At 63.7% G+C, this 17,771-nt stretch carries 17 protein-coding genes; 7 read left to right on the forward strand and 10 right to left on the reverse strand.

The annotated features are described in order from the left end of the window. Positions 1–57 precede the first annotated feature (57 nt). Positions 58–414, reverse strand: coding sequence for a hypothetical protein (locus tag M0639_RS14655; protein WP_042450945.1), 357 nt, complete (start codon positions 412–414; stop codon positions 58–60). Positions 415–603: 189 nt separating this feature from the next. Here M0639_RS14655 and M0639_RS14660 point away from each other — a divergent pair, with 189 nt between their 5' ends. After that, a complete protein-coding gene (locus M0639_RS14660; RefSeq protein WP_003944971.1) occupies positions 604–942 on the forward strand; it encodes an RNA polymerase-binding protein RbpA in 339 nt (112 codons plus the stop codon). A 429-nt stretch (positions 943–1,371) separates the two neighbouring features. Here the strand turns inward: M0639_RS14660 and M0639_RS14665 are convergent, their stop codons facing one another. From M0639_RS14665 to M0639_RS14690, 6 genes are all read right to left on the reverse strand, one after another. Next, entirely contained in the window at positions 1,372–2,550 is a 1,179-nt protein-coding gene (locus tag M0639_RS14665; RefSeq protein ID WP_064074778.1) for a PrsW family intramembrane metalloprotease, read from the reverse strand. Next, positions 2,547–3,200 (reverse strand): hypothetical protein, encoded by a 654-nt coding sequence (locus tag M0639_RS14670; protein ID WP_228400993.1) that lies wholly within the window; start codon positions 3,198–3,200, stop codon positions 2,547–2,549. The genes M0639_RS14665 and M0639_RS14670 overlap by 4 nt, the downstream gene beginning before the upstream one ends. A 136-nt stretch (positions 3,201–3,336) precedes the next feature. Continuing rightward, positions 3,337–4,167, reverse strand: coding sequence for a hypothetical protein (locus M0639_RS14675; protein WP_064074779.1), 831 nt, complete (start codon positions 4,165–4,167; stop codon positions 3,337–3,339). Between the two features lie 92 nt (positions 4,168–4,259). Further along, positions 4,260–5,828 (reverse strand): apolipoprotein N-acyltransferase, encoded by a 1,569-nt coding sequence (gene lnt, locus M0639_RS14680; RefSeq protein WP_003944845.1) that lies wholly within the window; start codon positions 5,826–5,828, stop codon positions 4,260–4,262. Positions 5,829–5,865: 37 nt separating this feature from the next. After that, on the reverse strand, positions 5,866–7,500 hold the full coding sequence (locus M0639_RS14685; RefSeq protein ID WP_064074780.1) for an amidohydrolase: 1,635 nt from the start codon (positions 7,498–7,500) through the stop codon (positions 5,866–5,868). A gap of 12 nt (positions 7,501–7,512) precedes the next feature. Beyond that, on the reverse strand, positions 7,513–8,073 hold the full coding sequence (locus M0639_RS14690) for an FxsA family protein (RefSeq protein WP_064074781.1): 561 nt from the start codon (positions 8,071–8,073) through the stop codon (positions 7,513–7,515). A gap of 250 nt (positions 8,074–8,323) precedes the next feature. Between M0639_RS14690 and M0639_RS14695 the strand changes: the two genes are divergently transcribed. Then, positions 8,324–8,983 carry a hypothetical protein gene (locus M0639_RS14695; RefSeq protein WP_003944837.1) on the forward strand — a complete coding sequence of 220 codons (660 nt, stop codon included), beginning with the start codon at positions 8,324–8,326 and terminating at the stop codon, positions 8,981–8,983. A gap of 37 nt (positions 8,984–9,020) precedes the next feature. On the opposite strand, the gene M0639_RS14700 is transcribed toward M0639_RS14695, so the two are convergent. Further along, positions 9,021–9,680 (reverse strand): response regulator, encoded by a 660-nt coding sequence (locus M0639_RS14700; RefSeq protein ID WP_003945024.1) that lies wholly within the window; start codon positions 9,678–9,680, stop codon positions 9,021–9,023. A gap of 57 nt (positions 9,681–9,737) precedes the next feature. Then, positions 9,738–10,901, reverse strand: coding sequence for a sensor histidine kinase (locus M0639_RS14705; RefSeq protein WP_064074782.1), 1,164 nt, complete (start codon positions 10,899–10,901; stop codon positions 9,738–9,740). A 38-nt stretch (positions 10,902–10,939) separates the two neighbouring features. Between M0639_RS14705 and M0639_RS14710 the strand changes: the two genes are divergently transcribed. Genes M0639_RS14710 through M0639_RS14725 form a run of 4 tightly spaced genes read left to right on the forward strand, consistent with a single transcriptional unit; the run spans position 10,940 to position 15,518 of the window. Further along, positions 10,940–11,707 carry a TSUP family transporter gene (locus M0639_RS14710; RefSeq protein WP_064074783.1) on the forward strand — a complete coding sequence of 256 codons (768 nt, stop codon included), beginning with the start codon at positions 10,940–10,942 and terminating at the stop codon, positions 11,705–11,707. Between the two features lie 30 nt (positions 11,708–11,737). Beyond that, positions 11,738–13,258, forward strand: coding sequence for a TldD/PmbA family protein (locus M0639_RS14715; protein ID WP_064074784.1), 1,521 nt, complete (start codon positions 11,738–11,740; stop codon positions 13,256–13,258). Further along, entirely contained in the window at positions 13,255–14,613 is a 1,359-nt protein-coding gene (locus M0639_RS14720) for a metallopeptidase TldD-related protein (RefSeq protein ID WP_064074785.1), read from the forward strand. Before M0639_RS14715 ends, M0639_RS14720 begins: the two co-directional genes overlap by 4 nt. Beyond that, positions 14,613–15,518, forward strand: coding sequence for a TIGR01777 family oxidoreductase (locus tag M0639_RS14725; protein ID WP_064074786.1), 906 nt, complete (start codon positions 14,613–14,615; stop codon positions 15,516–15,518). The genes M0639_RS14720 and M0639_RS14725 overlap by 1 nt, the downstream gene beginning before the upstream one ends. Positions 15,519–15,525: 7 nt before the next feature. Here M0639_RS14725 and M0639_RS14730 read toward each other — a convergent pair whose 3' ends face one another. Then, positions 15,526–15,906, reverse strand: a complete 381-nt coding sequence (locus tag M0639_RS14730; RefSeq protein ID WP_064074787.1) for a PPOX class F420-dependent oxidoreductase — start codon at positions 15,904–15,906, stop codon at positions 15,526–15,528. Between the two features lie 218 nt (positions 15,907–16,124). Here M0639_RS14730 and M0639_RS14735 point away from each other — a divergent pair, with 218 nt between their 5' ends. Further along, positions 16,125–17,765 (forward strand): GMC family oxidoreductase, encoded by a 1,641-nt coding sequence (locus tag M0639_RS14735; protein ID WP_064074788.1) that lies wholly within the window; start codon positions 16,125–16,127, stop codon positions 17,763–17,765. Positions 17,766–17,771 lie beyond the last annotated feature (6 nt).

The following is a 17,771-nucleotide window of genomic DNA, read 5'->3' on the forward strand; positions in this document are numbered from 1 at the left end:
GCACCGCAGTGTTGCAGTGCTCGACGCAAGGCTAGAAACCGGTTGCCCACACCTGCTCTACCGGAAACGTTCGGCTTCGCGGGCAAGCTCGGTCAACCGTTCACACAACTGTGTGAGCTCTGAACTCTCTGCGCCCTCGGCAACTGCTGTCGCCACATCTTCGGCAGCGCATCGGACCTCGAACATCCGATCCACGAGTTCGACCGCTTCGACTGCGGTCAAGATGACGGCGTCAGCCGGGATCGACGTGCCCTTGACGGCATTGCGCTGCTCGTACGCACGCTGTCGACAAGACTGGCTGCAGTACCGGCGTCGACGACCGACACCGGTCACCGCGACCTCTCGACCACACCACACACACGGGTTTCCCGAACGCGCAGACTGCGGTGATCCGACGCGTGTGCTCTCAGCCATGAATCGACACTGTACTCGAGATTCGGACGCCTTCGATGAACGCGCACGGTACCCGGTAAGATGGAGAGGTTGCGTCTTCTCGCCACACGGGAACCAATCGGGTGCTCGTGGCGTTGTAGATGAGTGTGAGCGTCTACTCCCCAAGTCAGGGCGCCCACCAGCGGTGACGAACGAAGAGAGGACACCACCATGGCAGATCGCGTACTTCGAGGTAGCCGACTCGGAGCTGTGAGCTACGAGACCGACCGTGACCATGACCTCGCGCCCCGTCGTATGGCCAAGTACAAGTGCGAGAACGGCGAGATCTTCGACATCCCGTTCGCGGACGAAGCCGAGATCCCCGGCACCTGGTTGTGCCGAAACGGCCTCGAAGGCACCCTCATGGAGGGGACTGCTCCCGAAGCCAAGAAGGTCAAGCCTCCCCGCACCCACTGGGACATGCTGCTCGAGCGTCGCTCGGTCGAGGAACTCGAAGAGCTCCTCAAAGAGCGTCTCGATTTGCTGAAGGCCAAGCGTCGCGGCGCATGAACTAGCACTTCGATCAAGACCGTCCGGTTCTACACCGGGCGGTCTTTCTCGTTCTTCGGGGAGTGATCGTTCACAAGTCGACGTCATACTTCGGCCCTTCTTCGACGTGGCAACTTCAGGATGCTTCGCGGTCCTCAAAGACACTTCAGGGCAACGTCATTCAGCATCCAGGCGCACTCGCGGGCCGACAGTGCGCAAATCCTGGACTTGCGCTGGAGAACCATCGGCGCTGCTTCGTGCACCAGTGTGAGCTGTATCCCCCACCCCGCGACACACCAAACTTCGGTACACCAAACTTCGACACGGAGTGAACTGGTAGCCCAGTCACTCGGCCGGGTTGCTTGCCAAGTGACGATGGCAAGCAACCCGGCCGACTGGGGTGTGGGTGAATGATTTGCGGTGCTGAACGGTTCTTCCGCTACTTCCCGGTCACCGAGTGATGCTCTGTGCCGCGGTTCCTTGGCGGAGGCGGGTGATTTCGTTGCGTGATTCGACGACCTGGGGGCTGTCGTCGCCCTTGCTGACAGCAAGGTCGCTGCACAGATCCAGCGCGGCACGAACGATATGTCGTCGTTGGCGACGTTCGGTACGAGTGGGTGCGGCTTTCGCGTAAGTACGTTGTTGTCGCCATCCGCCGGCGGCTGTCACCTCGGCGTCGGTCAGGACGCCGGACTCGATTTCCGGGGCGAGAATGTCACGGACGAAGTGGGATTCACGTGGGTGCGCCCAGACGAACGCGATCCACAAGGCAGTGAACGCGAAGACGATGTCGCCGATCATGATGACGAACACGAGCGAACTGCTGCCGCCGGCGATCGCGAGCATGGAATCCCACACGCCGTGGATCAGGATGGGTGCCACGATCAACGCCAATCCGCGTCCGATCCGCCGGGGCTGGGCCGGGGTGCCGATCAGATAGATCACGCCGGCGCAGAAAAGGGCGGTGAACAGGGGATGAGAGACGATGTCGGAGTAGGTGCGGGTGGCGATGGAACCGAGCAGGCCGTCGGTTTGGTGGGCGCCGAAGCCCTGTGTTGCGCCGGCAATCGAGTACAGAAAGTCTTCGCTGGTCTGAAATCCCAAGCCGATGAAAGCACCGAGGAGCAGGCCGTCGGTTGCGGTGCGCACCAGGCGTGGTGCAAGCGCGAGGAGGACTACGATGCCGATGCCTTTGGCGGTTTCCTCCACGAAGGGTGCAGAGAGGCCCGCATGCCAGTCCTGAGCCCATACCTGCCCGAAAATCTTCGAGTAGAGCGAACCGACTGCTCCGTTCGCGGGTGCTGCGATAGTGAACGTTGCTGCGGTGGCGCCCCAGATGAAGCCGGTGACCACTAGTCCTACGGGTTGGCGTTCGTAGCGGTCGATGTGCCGGAACCACCATGTCCAGACCGCGGCGCTGATGACGCCGACGATGCCGGCAACGAGGAGTGCGCGCCCGAAGTATCCGGCGAAGGGAGCAAACATCTGCCAGCCTTTGACGAGGCCGAATCCGCACATCCACAGGTATATCCAGAACACGACGTTGCGTGGCTGGAAGAAGTGAAATTTCTCGCCCCAGGCCGTCGTATCGAATGCGCGGGAGCGGGTTTCGAGGAGATCGGTGCTCACTTGGTGTCTCCCTCGTGTGTGCCGATAGAGGCGATCATGTCGGTGATTTCTCGACTGCGGGCGGCGATCTGATCGGGTGGGCCGACTACCTGTACCCGAATTCCCTTGCCGTCGACGACGAATGTGGTCACCGATCCGGCGGACCGCGGAGTGTCAAAGCTGACCTGGACGCCGCTCAGACCCCCGGCGGTGCTGATCGGCTGGCGCGCACCGGAGACCGCAAGCACGGAACTGCCGTTCGTCGCAAGACTCACGGCATCTGTTTGGGAGAGGAGTTCGTCGGCAGTTCCACTGAATGTGTCGGCGTCGACGCTCACGGTGACGGTGCCATCGGTCAACGTCACACGTGGGAGCGAATCGGACGCGCCATGTTGGTCGGTTCGGAAACCACTGTCGACATTCCAGCCCGCAGGTGCGGCGAAGGAGACCGTTTCGGTCACGGCCATCCGGTCTCCGGCGCCGGTTGGATCTTCGGAGGAGACAGCGGAATCGATGGCGGGCACGATCACGGTCCAGAGCATCCACACCGCCAAGATCGCGAGGGCGTGTGGAAAGACTCGTGTGTCGAATCCGAGGAAGCGGTGATCCGCTGGTGGACGTCTTCCGTGTAGGGGCTCGTGCTTGTGTGCAGTACTCGAAATAACGCTCAATTTCCCTCGTTTCCATTGCACGGCAGGCGCACTGACTATCGCAGAAACGGACAAATTCCGTGCATCAGCCGGCACCTGCCGGTCATCGAGACGATCGTGCACCAAGTTCCCGTAGGCGCGAGATCACCGAGAGCTCCTAGTCGACGGTGAACCGTCGCATAGCCAGATGTCCGAACACGCCGACCAGAATCAACGTGACGCCTGCGGTCACGGAAACGGAGTCGGTCACCAACCCCGCGATGCCGGTCACGGCTACGAACACCGGCAAAAAGTCGAACAGCCTGAAAATCGACTGCGGTGGTTCGGTTTCGAGGCCCTGAGCCTGAGCGGCCTTGTTCGGCGCATACTCGGGGTACCACTCGGTGAAGGAGATCGCGAAGAAGGTTCCGAGCAACTGCAGAATCCATCCGGTCCAGAAGTTGTCACCGTCGTGCAGCAGTGCGTCTCCGAACAGGCCCACTACGGCCGACCAGGTGAAGGCGAGAGCCCACACCGCCGTAATGACGTAGTTGATGCGCAGAAACAGTGGCGTCGTCCAATACTCTTCAGGCGTCGACTCTTTCGCGTACTGCAAAGTGAAAGGATTGCGGAGCAGGATCGATCCGAAGGCAAAGACCACCAGCGCGATGTTGGTCAGTTCGCCTCCCCAGAGTTCGAACCACCGAATCGTGTTCGCCGACGCGAGGAGGCCGATGGCCGCCAGAACGCCGAAGAACACGACGTCGAAGACCTCCAACAGCTTCACGGTGCCGCCGCGCCGGTGACTGGCCGCCAAGATCAGCAGCGACAACCCGAGGGCTGCGGCCGCGGATTCCTCGAACCTTCCCGGCCCGGAGAGCAAGGACAGCAAGATCCACGGCGACAGGCCGGCGAGCGGTGACTGCAGAACCGCGTCGACGACACTGGTTTTGTGAACTGCATCCCGGGTCTCGGACTTGTCTGGCTCGGTTTTCTCAGGCTCGGTCACAAGAAGCCGCCTTACGCAGGAACGGGTGGCACAGCGAGTACCCGCGTAGGCGCTCCTCGGAACATCGGCAGCCCTAATATCCGATGCTCGGCTCAGATTGCCGCAGTCTCCTCGGGTGAGTGCTCAGCCTGATCTCGGCGCCGGGCCAGCACTGCCATGGCAATCGCGCCGACCGCGATGATGCTGAGCACGATCTCCGGCACCGGACCTACTCGGCTGGCAAGGGTGGAGCTGGTCGAGAGCGGCACCTTCGCCACCAGGGCCGCCGGCACGAACAGGTCGGTTTGCGAAGTCACCGCACCGTCGGGAGCGATGATGGCGCTGACACCACTGGTTGCGGCGACAACGACGGCGCGGCCGTGCTCGACTGCCCGCACACGCGACATTGCCAGCTGCTGATAGGTCATCTCGGTGTCCCCGAAAGTGGCGTTGTTGGTCGGTACCGCCAGCAACTGTGCACCGTTGCGCACCGATTCCTGGAACGCCCGGTCGAACGCCACCTCGTAACAAGTCGCGACACCGATGGGTACCCCCGCTGCATGGACAACGCCGTTGCCCTCGCCGGGAACGAAATTGCCCGCGCGATCGGCGTACGAGGAGAAGTTCCGGAAGAAGCTTCGGTAGGGCAGGTATTCGCCGAACGGCTGAATGATCTTCTTGTCGTGCTGTTCCTGAGGACCGTTGGCGCCGTCCCACACGATCACCGAATTGGTGGTCGTACGATCGGCGTTCACGAGTACGGTGCCGACAAGAATCGGCGCTCCGATCGCTTCGGAGGCCCGGGTGATGTCGGCAGCGGCATCGGCGTTTCGCAGGGGGTCGATGTCCGAGGCGTTCTCCGGCCAGATCACGACGTCAGGCTGATCGACGCGGCCCGCGTCCACCTCGGCAGCAAGTTTCACGGTTTCGGCGACATGGTTGTCGAGGACCTGCTTGCGTTGCGAGTTGAAGTCCAAGCCCAACCTCGGAACGCTTCCCTGAATGGCGGCGACGGTGATCGTTCGATCACCGGAATCCATGGTGGACAAGAACGGCGACACCACGAGAGCAATGATCACGGGCACGAGGGCAGCGGCAACAGCTCCGAAGAATCCTCGGTCCCATCGTTTGGCCGCGACAGCGACTGCAACTGCTGCCAAGCCGGTACCGGTCAGGGCCACCGCGAAGCTGAGCAGCGGCGCACCGCCGACACTCGCAAGTGGGAGGAGCCACCCTTCGGATTGACCGAATGCGAGCCTGCCCCAAGGAAATCCGCCGAAAGGAACGCTGGAACGAAGCCACTCGGTGAGCGTCCAGGTCGCGGCAATCCACAAGGGTGCCCATGGCAACCTCGCCACCAGAACCGCAAGCAGCCCGAACAGTCCGATGAACAACGACTCCACCGCGGCCAACGCGATCCACGGGACCGCACCTACGAACACACCGATCCACGGAAGCAACGGCACCAGAAATCCGAGACCGGCCAAGTATCCGTAACCGAAGCCGGCACGAAGGCGCAGTCCGCCGCGCCCGAAGTTCGTCAACACACACGTCAGAAGAGCGATCCCGACGGGCGCCAAGAACCACAGCGGGCGGGGTGGGAACCCTGCGAAGATCAGGAATCCACCAGCGGCCGCGTACAGCGAACGTAGCCATGCGGAACCGGTGAGCACAGCGCTCACACGGGAGCGATCACCGACAGACGCCTCTGCGCCGGCCTCACTCACTCGACGAGCCGCGCTGATAGACGACGCGTCCGCGATGCACCGACTTGATGCAGACCGGAATCGGCGCATCTTCCGCCAGCCTCGGCAGAGCGGGTACGCGCGAGCGCGGATCGGTAGACCATCGCTGAACCGAGTCGGCGGGTGCGCTCACTTCGAGTTCGCCTGCCTCCCACAACACGTAGGAGGCCGGTGCGCCCGGATTGAGGGTTCCCGCGGCGCCGTCCCGCACTCCGCCCGCGCGCCAGGCGCCGCGAGTTGCCGCGGAGAAGGCCGCACGCGGCGAGATTCCACTTCCGTCGGTGCGGTGCTGGACAGCGGCGCGCAGCATCGCCCACGGCTCGATGGGGGTGACCGGGGCGTCGGAGCTGAATGCGAGCGAGACACCCTTACCGGCAGCAGGTGCAAACGGATTCAACGCTGCTGCGCGCTCGACTCCCAGGCGCGTGGCGTAAAGACCGTCGGTGCCACCCCACAGTGCGTCGAACACCGGTTGGACGCTAGCGATGACACCCAAGGCGGCAAAGGTTTCCGCGTCGGCCATGGACATCATTTCCGCGTGCTCGAGGCGGTGACCCAACGCGGCGACCTTGGGGCCACCCAGTTCGTCGGCGACCCTGCGGAACGCGGCAGCTGCCGACGAGACGGCGCCGTCACCGATGGCATGGAACCCGGCCTGGACGCCCGCGAGGGTACAGGCCCGGATGTGTGCGGCGATCGCGTCGACGTCGAGGTAGGCATTGCCCGTCGAATCAGGTTGGTCTGCATAGGGTTCGAGCAACCACGCGGTATGCGAACCGAGCGAGCCGTCGATGAAGAGATCCCCGCCGAGTCCGTCTGCTCCGGTTTTGTCGAGGAGCGCGCGAGCATCCTCTTCGCTGTCGACACGCTCACCCCAGTAGCCCCGAACCTCCACGCCGTGATCGTGGGCCAACAGTTCCTGGAAATCGGTCAATCCCGAGATGTCCGGTCCCCCGCACTCGTGAACGGCCACGATTCCGCGTGAGGCGCAGAGATCGAGCGCAGCGGTACGAGCAGAAGCGCGCTGAGTTTCCGTCAGCAGATTCCGAGCGGCATTGCGCGCCAGGTGGTGTGCGTCGAACGTCAACGAGCCTTCGGCTGAGTATCCAGCGGTGTCGGCGAGGCCGGAGATCCCGTCGCGCAGTGCGCTCGAGCACGCGGCCGAGTGAACGTCGATCCGCGAGAGATACACCTTGCGGCCAGGGGCGGCCGCGTCGAGATCTGCGGTCGACGGCGGGGTCTGTTCGGCCCACTCGGTGTCGTCCCAACCGTGTCCCCAGATGACTGCGTCGGGATGGGCAGTTTCGGGGTTCGCGGCTGCGAATGTTCGTACTCGCGCGAGACATTCGTCCAGAGAGTTCGCGCCCACGAGATCGAGGCCGACGAGATTGAGTCCCAGTGCGGTGATGTGGACGTGGGTGTCGACGAACCCGGGAGTGACGAACGCACCACCCAGGTCTTCGATCTCCGCGGCGGGGTGCAACGCCCGTCCGGCGCGCTCGTCGCCGACCCACACGACGGTGCCGTCGGTGATGGCGATCGAGGTCGCGTCAGGTGCAAATGAACTGTAGATCCGGCCGTTGACCAGCAGACGAGTAGTCACGAGCACCCAGTCTGCCTGTTAGTACTGCGGCCCCCGCGAACGGGTGGGTGTATCCGTGTCCAGAATCTCACCCTCGAGCACCAGTTCCTTGCCGTTGCTGGCGACGTACTCGGTGGTTTCGGGTGTCTCGACGACGATCTCGCCGTCGATCACCTCGCCGTTTCCGCGCATCCGCGCCGCGTAGCCGACGGTTCCGGCGAAGGCGTCACCACCGGCGGCAAATGCTGCTGCGCGCTTACCTGCCAGGAGCACTGCAAGCGGGCGCAGCGCCCAGCGGGTCGGCGGAATCAGAAGCAGCAGGCCCAGAACCGAAGTCACGAGTCCGGGTACGAACATCAACGCGGAGCCCGCCGCGACCAAGGCGCCGTCGGCGACCGCCAGTGACGGCGATCCCTCACCCCGCGTGGCCTTACGGAACCCGTCCATGACCCGTCGCCACTGCGAGCGCATGAGGATCAATCCGACAAGCGATCCGGCGAGAAACAGCAGCACTGTCCAGGCGACACCGATGGCGTTGCCCACGATGACCAAGGCTGCGATCTCGACGATCACGTAGAGGAGAAATACGGCGGCGATCATGACGTCCCCTTTCAGACGGTCTATTCGTTCAACGCTCGAGGGGCCGGTTTTTCTCCCGACAACGACGCAGAGGTGCAAAACAGGTGGGTGCCGTGAGTCACACGGGCCTTCTCTCACGCACGTGCGACTTGCCTGGCGTTAACTAACGCTCCGCTAACGATTCTAAACCTCAAGTTGACGTTGAGACTCTGCGCATGGTCAAGTCACTTCGGGCCGCATTTCCCGGCCTCATGAAATGAAGGAGCCCGACATGAGCCGACTCCCCGGCAAGACACTCGCCCGACGCATTCCCGCTGCCATCGCCGGCACTGCCGCCGTCGTGGCACTCACCGCCGGCAGCGCGATGATCAGCGCGGGAACCGCGGCCGCAGAACCGGTGGTACCCGAAGGGATTGCCGCACTGATCGCGCAGGCCGCAGCCATCTCCCCCGAAGCCTCTGCTGCTGTTCAGCAGTTGATCGGCACGGCAGGCGCTGATCAGATCACGACCGCTCTCGATCTCCCGGACATCGGCGTCACCAAGCCGCAGTCGTTCATGTACCCCGCACCGACGGTCGGGTGTGGCGTGGCCGGTGAACCCGTCACCGTCACCCTCAGCTCCGCACAGGCCGGTCCGAACTTCCCGTTGCCGCCGTGGGTCGAGGCCGACCATCTCCGGTTCCAGGCAATCCCGGGTTACGTCGGCATACCCAAGACCTCAGGGTTGAGTGTTGCCTGGATCAACGTCGGCACGTTCAAGGGCGGCATCGTCCCGTTGGACGAGAAGTTGCCCGTACTCGATACGCCGTTGCTCTCGAAGGTCGTCGACACCGGTGACGGCAAGGTGTTTGCCGCTCTGTTCGGCAATGTCGATTACGCAGACGGGAAGACCTGCATCGTGCTGCCAACCGTGGGCGCTTTTGATGCTTGAGCAGAGCGAAACGCTCGATCCCTGACAGGCGGCTGGCCTACGCGCCCGGAGTCACCAGTCCGGTCTCGTAGGCCAGCACCACAGCCTGCACACGATCACGCAGATCGAGTTTGGTGAGAATGCGTCCGACGTGCGACTTGATCGTCGATTCGGACAGGTACAGCTGCTGTGCGATCTCGATGTTCGACAGTCCCGTGGCCACGTGCCCGAGGACTTCGCGTTCGCGTTCGGTCAGGACGTCGAGAACCACCGGATCGCGCCGGGGCGCCGGACCGTCCACGATGAACCTCGACAGCAGACGACGTGTCACCTTCGGGGAGACAACCGCGTCACCGGCTGCCACGCTGCGGATAGCCGACACGAGGTCCTCGGGCGGGGTGTCTTTGAGAAGAAAACCACTCGCTCCGGCACGCAGGGCGCCGAGCGCGTGTTCGTCCAGGTCGAACGTCGTCATCACCAGGACCCTGGATTCGATCCCGGACGCAAGAATCTGCTCCGTCGCTTTCACCCCGTCGACAATCGGCATCCGCACATCCATCAACACGACGTCAGGCTTCAGCGCCACCGCCGCTGCGACCGCCGCGGCTCCGTCACCGGCCTCACCGATAACCGAGATGTCTTCATGTGCTTCGAGCACCATGTTCAGGCCCATCCGCATGAGTTCCTGGTCGTCGACTAGCAGCACGGTGATGGGCACGGCGTAAACCTATCGGGCCTGAGACGTCGGTGCCAATGCGATTGCGGCGAGCCGGTATCAATCGTGGATCTCGAGCGGCAGCTCTGCGTACACACGCCAACTGCCGTCGGGGCGTCGTCCGGTCTCGAGTGTCCCGTGCAGTACCGCCACCCGCTCACGCATGCCGACCAGTCCATTCCCCGAACCGTGGGAGAAGGTCGAACTCGACGTTCCGTTGTCGACGACCTCGAGTAGTACCGCGGTGTCGGTGCGGCGCACGGTGACTCGGGCCTTCGGGTTTGCGCCGGCGTGGCGGAGGACATTGGTCAGTGATTCCTGAACGAGGCGATGAATTCCCAGGCTGACTGAAGGACTGACGTCGTCGAGCTCGCCGGTCAGCTCGAGGCGCACGCCGAGACCAGCGGCCCGCATCATCTCGACGACCTTGGCGATGCCGGCAGTTCCGTGTTGCGGCATCGCATCACTACTGACCTCGGTGCGCAGCAGCGAGACGGTCCGGCGAAGCTCGGCAAGGGCGTCGCGTCCGGTGCTGGAGATGTTGCCGAGCGCCTTCTTGGCCAACGCGGGATTGGAATCGACCGCATACGACGCGCCGTCCGCCTGGACGATCATCACGCTGACCGCGTGGGCGACGACATCGTGGAGTTCGCGGGCGATTCGGGTTCTTTCCGTGGCCACCGCATCCTCGGCCCGCCGATCCCGTTCGTATTCGGCCACTTCGAGTCTGGCGGCCACTTCCTCGTCGTAGGCGCGGCGGGCGCTCAAGAACTCGGCGGTGATCCAGGCCAGTGCATAGAGCAGGGTCGCAATGATGATCGTGAGGATCACGTCTTCGCGGATGACGAGCAACGAGAGTGTCATGTCCAGGGCAAGGAAGCACGCGAAAATCGCCCCGGTGCGTCGATCGACGTAGGCGACGAGTGTGTAGAGCGAGACCCCGAGCGCCAACAGGCCTGGATGTTCCGCAGCCGGATCCCCTGTCGCCCACATCATCAAGGTTGCGAAGTACGACAACGACAAAATGGACGCAGCGGACACACGCGGATATTTGCGACGCCACACGACGGGAAGGCAGATCAGAAATCCGACGACGAGCTGAGGCCACCGCTCCTCACGCGGCGAACTGACGAATGTGACTACCTCGAGCGCGAAGAACACGAGCGCCAGCGCGCTGTCCGCGATCATCGGCTTTCCTCGCAGCCACAGGCTGAACCTCCGCATGTGCTCAAGAGTGTCACAGCTGTGAAAGAGTCACCGCCGTGGATATTGCTGATTGGGGACTGCTGATGACGGCAGCGACGGCGGCGGGTTGGGTCGACGCCGTGGTCGGCGGCGGTGGATTGATTCTGTTGCCGGCGCTCTTTCTGGTCGCCCCGCAATTGACCCCACAGGCGGCACTGGCCACCAATAAATTGACGGCATTCACCGGGACGAGTGCTGCGGTGTACACGTTCTCCCGTCGAATCCCGATGGAGTGGCGGCAGATGGCGCCGGCAGCCGCGTTGGCTGCGGTGACGGCCGCGTGCGGGGCGGCGGCCGTTTCGCTGATCGACAAGAAGTACTTCATTCCGATCGTGATGGTCGTCCTCGTCGCCGTCGCCGTCTTCGTGACCATGCGTCCGAAGCTGGGCACCACGATCGCGACCCATCGTCCGACGCAGCGCAAGACCGTCCTCGTCCTGCTGCTCTCCGCCGGACTCATCGGCCTCTACGACGGTCTGCTCGGACCCGGCACCGGCACCTTCCTCATCATCAGCTTCGCGACCTTCCTCGGAACCGAATTCGTTCGGAGCGCAGCGATGGCGAAGGTGATCAATCTCGGTTCCAATTTCGGCGCGCTCGCCTACTTCGCCGTCACCGGGCATGTCTGGTGGAGTTTGGGTTTGGCGATGGCGGTGTGCAACGTTCTCGGCGCGGTCATCGGTTCGCGGATGGCGCTGAGCAAGGGATCCGGATTCGTGCGGATCACGCTGTTGGTGGTCGTGATCGCCATGGTGATTCGCCTCGGATGGCAGCAGTTCGGCTGAGATCGGCGGTCGTCGGCTAGCGTCGTGTGCGTGACCGTCACCCGAGATGTCGATGCAGATTTCCTCGCCCTCCCGCTGCGAGCTGTCGCTGATGCGGCGCTGTCGGCAGCGAGAACGGCCGGCGCCCAGCACGCCGATGTTCGTGTCCACCGCGTGCTCACACAGTCGATCAGGTTGCGCGACGGCGTAGTTCAGGCGGTGTCCGACGGAGACGAGATCGGGGTCGCCGTCCGCGTGATCGTCGACGGCACGTGGGGATTCGCCTCGCACGCCGACGTATCCCCTGACGTCGCGGCTACGCTGGCACGCCAAGCGGTCGAGGTTGCGAAGGCATTGCGCTCGCTCAATCGGGATCCGGTCACCCTTGCCGACGAGCCCGTCTACGCCGACGCGACGTGGGTGTCGCCGTACCTCGAAGATCCCTTCGCGACACCGACGGCCGACAAGGTAGCGCTGCTGGTCGACTACTCCGGACGGCTTCAAGCCGCTGACGGCGTGGATCACGTCACGGCGAGTGTCCTCCAGGTCAAGGAGCAAACTTTCTATGCGGATCTGGCCGGTTCGTCGATCACCCAGCAACGGGTGCGTCTACACCCCGAGTTCGAGGCGACCGCCGTCGACAAGTCGGCCGGCAGCTTCGAATCGATGCGCACCTTGGCGCCGCCGGTAGGGCGCGGATGGGAGTACCTCGGGGCGGAGAGCACGTGGAACTGGGGAGACGAGCTCGCGCAGATCCCGGAGTGGCTGGCAGAGAAGACGAAGGCACCGACCGTCGAAGCAGGTCCGACCGACCTCGTGATCGATCCGACCAATCTGTGGCTCACGATCCACGAATCCATCGGACACGCCACCGAATACGACCGGGCGATCGGCTACGAAGCGGCGTACGCCGGTACGTCGTTCGCGACGCCGGACAAGCTGGGAACGCTGAAATACGGAACGCCACTCATGCACGTGACCGCCGATCGTAACGAAGAGCACGGCCTGGCCAGCGTCGGATTCGACGACGACGGCGTCGCCTCTCAACGGTGGGATCTGGTGGCAGAGGGAACACTGGTCGGGTATCAACTAGACCGCGTGTTCGCGCCGAGGCTGGGGCTGACGCGTTCCAACGGTTGCTCGTACGCCGACTCCGCACATCACGTTCCCATCCAGCGAATGGCCAACGTCTCGCTCTCCCCCGACCCTTCTACGGACACCTCGACCGCAGACCTGATCTCGCGAGTCGAGAACGGCATCTACGTCGTCGGTGACAAGTCCTGGTCGATCGACATGCAGCGCTACAACTTCCAGTTCACCGGTCAGCGGTTCTTCAAGATCCGTGACGGAAAGCTCGACGGTCAGGTGCGTGACGTGGCGTATCAGGCGACGACGACGGATTTCTGGGGCTCGATGGAAGCCGTTGGCGGTGAGTCGACCTGGCGTCTGCAAGGCGCATTCAACTGCGGCAAGGCGCAACCCGGTCAGGTTGCGGCGGTCAGCCACGGCTGCCCGTCCGCTCTGTTCCGCGGAGTCAACATCCTCAACACTCGTTCGGAGGCTCAGCAGTGATCGATCCGCAGCAGGTCGTCGAGCGTGCACTGGCCGCGAGGACGGTAGACGAATCGTTGGTGATCGTGACCGATGCGAGTGAGGCGTCGCTGCGGTGGGCCAACAATTCGATGACCACCAACGGAGTCTCGCTGTCCCGGACGTGGACGGTGATCTCGATCGTGCGCGAGGGTGACATCGCGAAGGTGGGCACTGTCAGTTCCAGCAGTGTCGATCCGGAGCAGATTTCCGCACTCGTACAGGCAAGCGAGGAAGCTGCTCGCACAGCCACTCCGGCTGACGACGCGTCCGACCTGATCACGCAGTCGGCGGCAGAGACCGACTGGGACCTGCCGGCCGCCCTGACCGACATCGGTGTCTTCGCTCAGCTGGCTGCCGACCTGTCGACGGCCTTCGACGGCGGCGACCAGTTGTTCGGCTTCGCTCACCACCAGTTGCACACCACCTGGCTCGGCACTTCGACGGGCGCGCGACGTAGAACGGCTCAGGCCACCGGCTCCGTGGAGATCAACGGCAAGCGCGGCGACGCAAGTGCCTGGGTCGGATCCGGAACCGTCGATTTCAGCGATATCTCGATACCGAAGCTCTTGTCGCAGTTGACCACTCGACTCGACTGGGCGGGTAACTCCGTCAGTCTGCCTGCCGGCCGCTACGAGACAATTCTTCCGCCGTCTGCTGTGGCGGACCTGATGATCTATCTGATGTGGACCATGGAGGGTCGCGGCGCCGAAGAAGGCCACACCGCACTGTCCACCACCGGTGGAACCCGGATCGGCGAGAAGCTCGGATTGCCACTGACCCTAACCTCCGACCCCGGCGCCGAGGGCTTGCAATCCGCGCCGTTCGTGATCACGACGTCGTCGAGCGAATCCGTCTCACTGTTCGACAACGGTATGGAGATCGAACCCGTCGACTGGGTCCGCGACGGGGTTGTCAATGCGCTGGCGTACCCGCGCCACGCTGCGCGAGAATTCGGTCGACCCGTCGCAGTTCCCGGCGACAACCTCATCCTGACCGGTGGTGACGACACCTCGATCGAGGACATGATCGCAGGTACCGAGAAGGGTCTACTGCTCACAACCCTCTGGTACATCCGTGAGGTCGATCCCACGACGCTGCTGTTGACCGGACTCACCCGTGACGGGGTGTATTTGATCGAGGACGGCAAGATCGTCGGCGCCGTCAACAACTTCCGTTTCAATGAGAGTCCGCTCGATCTCCTGCGGCGGGTCACCGAGGCGGGACGCACCGAGATCACGCTTCCCCGGGAGTGGAAAGATTGGTTCACCCGCACGGCCATGCCGCCCATGCGGATTCCCGACTTCCACATGTCCTCGGTCAGCCAGGCGCAGTGATGACGAAGGTCGTGATCGCCGGCGGCACCGGTGCTCTCGGCCGCCGAATCAGCGACGATCTCGCCGACCGCGGATATGACGTCGTGGTCCTGACTCGCTCACCGAAACCCGGCAGGCACAGGCAGGTTCAGTGGGACGGCGTCACGGTGGGCGACTGGGCACGCGAACTCGACGGCGCATCGGTGATCAACCTTGCCGGCGAGTTGGTCGATCGCCGACCCACCCCGGCAAACATCGCACTGCTCACCAACTCCCGAGTCGATCCGACCCGCGCGCTGGTCGAAGCGTCGAAACTACTGGCGCACCCTGTTCCGGCGTGGATCCAGGCGAGCACACTCGCGATCTACGGCGATGCGGGTGAGGCACGATTGGACGAGGATTCTCCCCCCGCTGACGGGCCACCACAGATGACCGACGTCGCAAAGGACTGGGAGGCAGCGGTCGAGGGCGCCAACACGTCACGAGTAGTGATCCTGCGGACCAGCGTCGTCCTGGAGAAAGGCACGCCGGCGCTCGAGCGACTGCTGTTGCTCGTACGTCTCGGTCTGGGCGGACGCGTTGCCTCGGGTAGACAGTGGACCAGTTGGATTCACATCGACGACTGGCTGTCGATCGTTCGTTGGGCCCTCGAACCCGTTTCGGCTGCCTCGGGCGTGGTCATCGCGACTGCCCCGGATCCCGTCCGCAATTCAGAACTGATGGCCGGGCTGCGCAAGCACCTTCACCGGCCACCTGCGCCGCCGACGCCCGCTTTCATGGTCAGATTCGGCGCGTTCCTGCTGCGCAGCGACGCTGCCCTGGGCCTGACGGGTCGCCATGCCGTGTCGAAAGTGCTGACGGACAACGGCTTCCCCTTCACCTATCCGCGGTTCGATTCAGCGTTGGACGATCTGCTCGGCAACTGACGCGCGGTCAGGCTGCAGTGATGGCAAGTCCGATCGTTCCGGTCTTGCCGCGGCGCAGGAGACTGCCTTTCATGGTGATCCAGCCAAGGATTCCGTAGCGCCGCGCGATCGCGTCGCGGGCACGATCGGTGCGCGGCGCGTCGAGGATCTCGGCGACGGCGGCCACCGGTTCACCCTTCGGATTTCCCCGAGCGTCACACGCAGCGACGGTGACCGACGGGTTTCGCCTGATGCGCTTGACCTTGTAGGAATCGGTGACGGTCCACATCAGGAGCTTGTCGCCGTCCGGCGCGGCCCAGAGCGGAGTCGCCACCGGAGTTCCATCCTTGCGGAAGGTCGTGAGTAGGACGTACTTGGCCTCGGAGACGCGCTTGAAGTCGGAGTTCACTCCTCGAGGATAGGTGCGAGCGCCTCCCGTTGAACACCGACAGGCTTCCGCGACTATCTGGCGACCGATCAGTACCACCCAGGAAGTACCACTTATGCACGTTTTATCCGGTTCTTCTTGACGCCGGACACGCCGTTTCGTCCCCGAACTCCATCTCGAGTTATTCTGAGGCAAACCGTCGAACCGGGGAGTCGAACTTGCACATGCAGTGCCGTGACATGCAGCGTCGTGACTTTTTCAAAGCGGCCGGGGTGGGGGCGGCAGTTGCAGCCGCGGCGCCGCTCATGTCGACGTCGATCAGCCACGCCACCCCCGCACCCCTGCGGGCGCTACCGATGGGTGCTGATCACTACCGCGCGCTCGTTCCCGAGTTGTTCGTACTCTCGCCTACTCCCCCGGAGCATTCCGAAGCCATCGTCATCGGGTCCGGATTCGGCGCCAGCGCCACCGCCCTCAGACTGGCGCAGAGCGGCACCCAGATCACCATCCTCGAACGCGGACTTCGGTGGCCCCACGATCCGCAACGGGAGATTCACACCTCCGACATGCTGGCCGACGGCCGCGGAGTCTTCCGGCGAACATCGTTCACCAACCTCACCGGACTCCCCGTGGCGTGCGACTACTTCAGCGGCGTCCTCGATGCCGCCGACTACGAACACATCTCGGTATGGCGCGGCGCTGCAGTCGGCGGTGGTTCCATCATCTTCACCGGCGTGATGATCGCGCCCGAGCGCCGATTCTTCGACGCAGTCTTCGGCAACTCCCTCGACTACGACGAGATGGCGTCCACCTGGTACCCCAAAGTGCGTCAGATGCTGCGTCTGAGCCCGTTGCCCGAAGACATCTACCAAACCCCGAACTTCGGACACTCGCGTCGTTGGGATCAGGACGCTCGTCGTGCCGGATTCGATCCGCAGCGGATCGACGGGATCTGGAACTGGGACGTGGTGCGCTCAGAACTCGACGGCCGAACCCGAGCCTCGGCCACTGTCGGTGACAGCAACATGGGTAACTCCAACGGCGCGAAGTTCGACCTCACACAGAACTACATTCCTGCCGCCGAAGCCACCGGACGAGCCACCGTCTGTTACGGACATCAGGTGCTTGCGATCAGTCGCGAACGTGATGGACGCTACGTCGTCGACGTCGAATCGACGGATCCGACGGGTGGCGTTCTGGCCCGGAAGACTCTTACCTGTGACCGTCTGTTCCTCGGCGCCGGTTCGATCGGCACGTCCGAACTGTTGGTACGCGCCCAGGCGACGGGCGCGCTGCCCAACCTCAACGAACACGTCGGTAAGGGCTGGGGAACGAACGGCGACGCCGGGATGGTGCGCTCGTTCGGCTTCAGTGACGGCACTGCGCAAGCCGCACCGTCGGCATCACGCATCGTCGACGAGTCGGGAATGCCACTCTCCCTGGAAAATTGGTACGTCCCCGGCCTACCCGTCAACATCGGCATGCTCGGAACATTGGGGATGACCCTCGACTCGCAGCGCGCCGACTTCGCCTACGACGGCGGCTCCGATCGGGTGGTGCTGAACTGGCCGAAGAACGGCAACGACGCCACCGTCGAGGCACTACGCGCCGTCCAGAACAAGATGGCCTTCGCCGGCACCACGCTGCCGTCGGCGTTGCCGTTCGCGAAGGACGTCAATTCCTCGTTCACCGCGCATCCCCTCGGCGGTGCGGTTCTGGGCAAGGCCACCGACGGTTACGGGCGAGTCAAGGGCTACGACGGCCTGTACGTGATGGACGGCGCCGCTATTCCGGGCAGCACCGGCACCGTCAACCCGTCACTGACCATCACTGCTCTGGCGGAGCGGAACATCGCTCAGATCATCAAGTCCGGACGCTGACTCACT

Origin of the sequence: Rhodococcus qingshengii JCM 15477 (assembly GCF_023221595.1) — a bacterium.
GTDB classification, from domain to species: domain Bacteria; phylum Actinomycetota; class Actinomycetes; order Mycobacteriales; family Mycobacteriaceae; genus Rhodococcus_F; species Rhodococcus_F qingshengii.

Coding starts and splice junctions, on each gene's coding strand:
- M0639_RS14655 (WP_042450945.1), bottom strand. CDS start 414: ATGGCTGAGAGCACACGCGTCGGATCACCGCAGTCTGCGCGTTCGGGA.
- M0639_RS14660 (WP_003944971.1), top strand. CDS start 604: ATGGCAGATCGCGTACTTCGAGGTAGCCGACTCGGAGCTGTGAGCTAC.
- M0639_RS14690 (WP_064074781.1), bottom strand. CDS start 8,073: ATGATCGCCGCCGTATTTCTCCTCTACGTGATCGTCGAGATCGCAGCC.
- M0639_RS14695 (WP_003944837.1), top strand. CDS start 8,324: ATGAGCCGACTCCCCGGCAAGACACTCGCCCGACGCATTCCCGCTGCC.
- M0639_RS14705 (WP_064074782.1), bottom strand. CDS start 10,901: ATGCGGAGGTTCAGCCTGTGGCTGCGAGGAAAGCCGATGATCGCGGAC.
- M0639_RS14725 (WP_064074786.1), top strand. CDS start 14,613: ATGACGAAGGTCGTGATCGCCGGCGGCACCGGTGCTCTCGGCCGCCGA.
- M0639_RS14735 (WP_064074788.1), top strand. CDS start 16,125: ATGCAGCGTCGTGACTTTTTCAAAGCGGCCGGGGTGGGGGCGGCAGTT.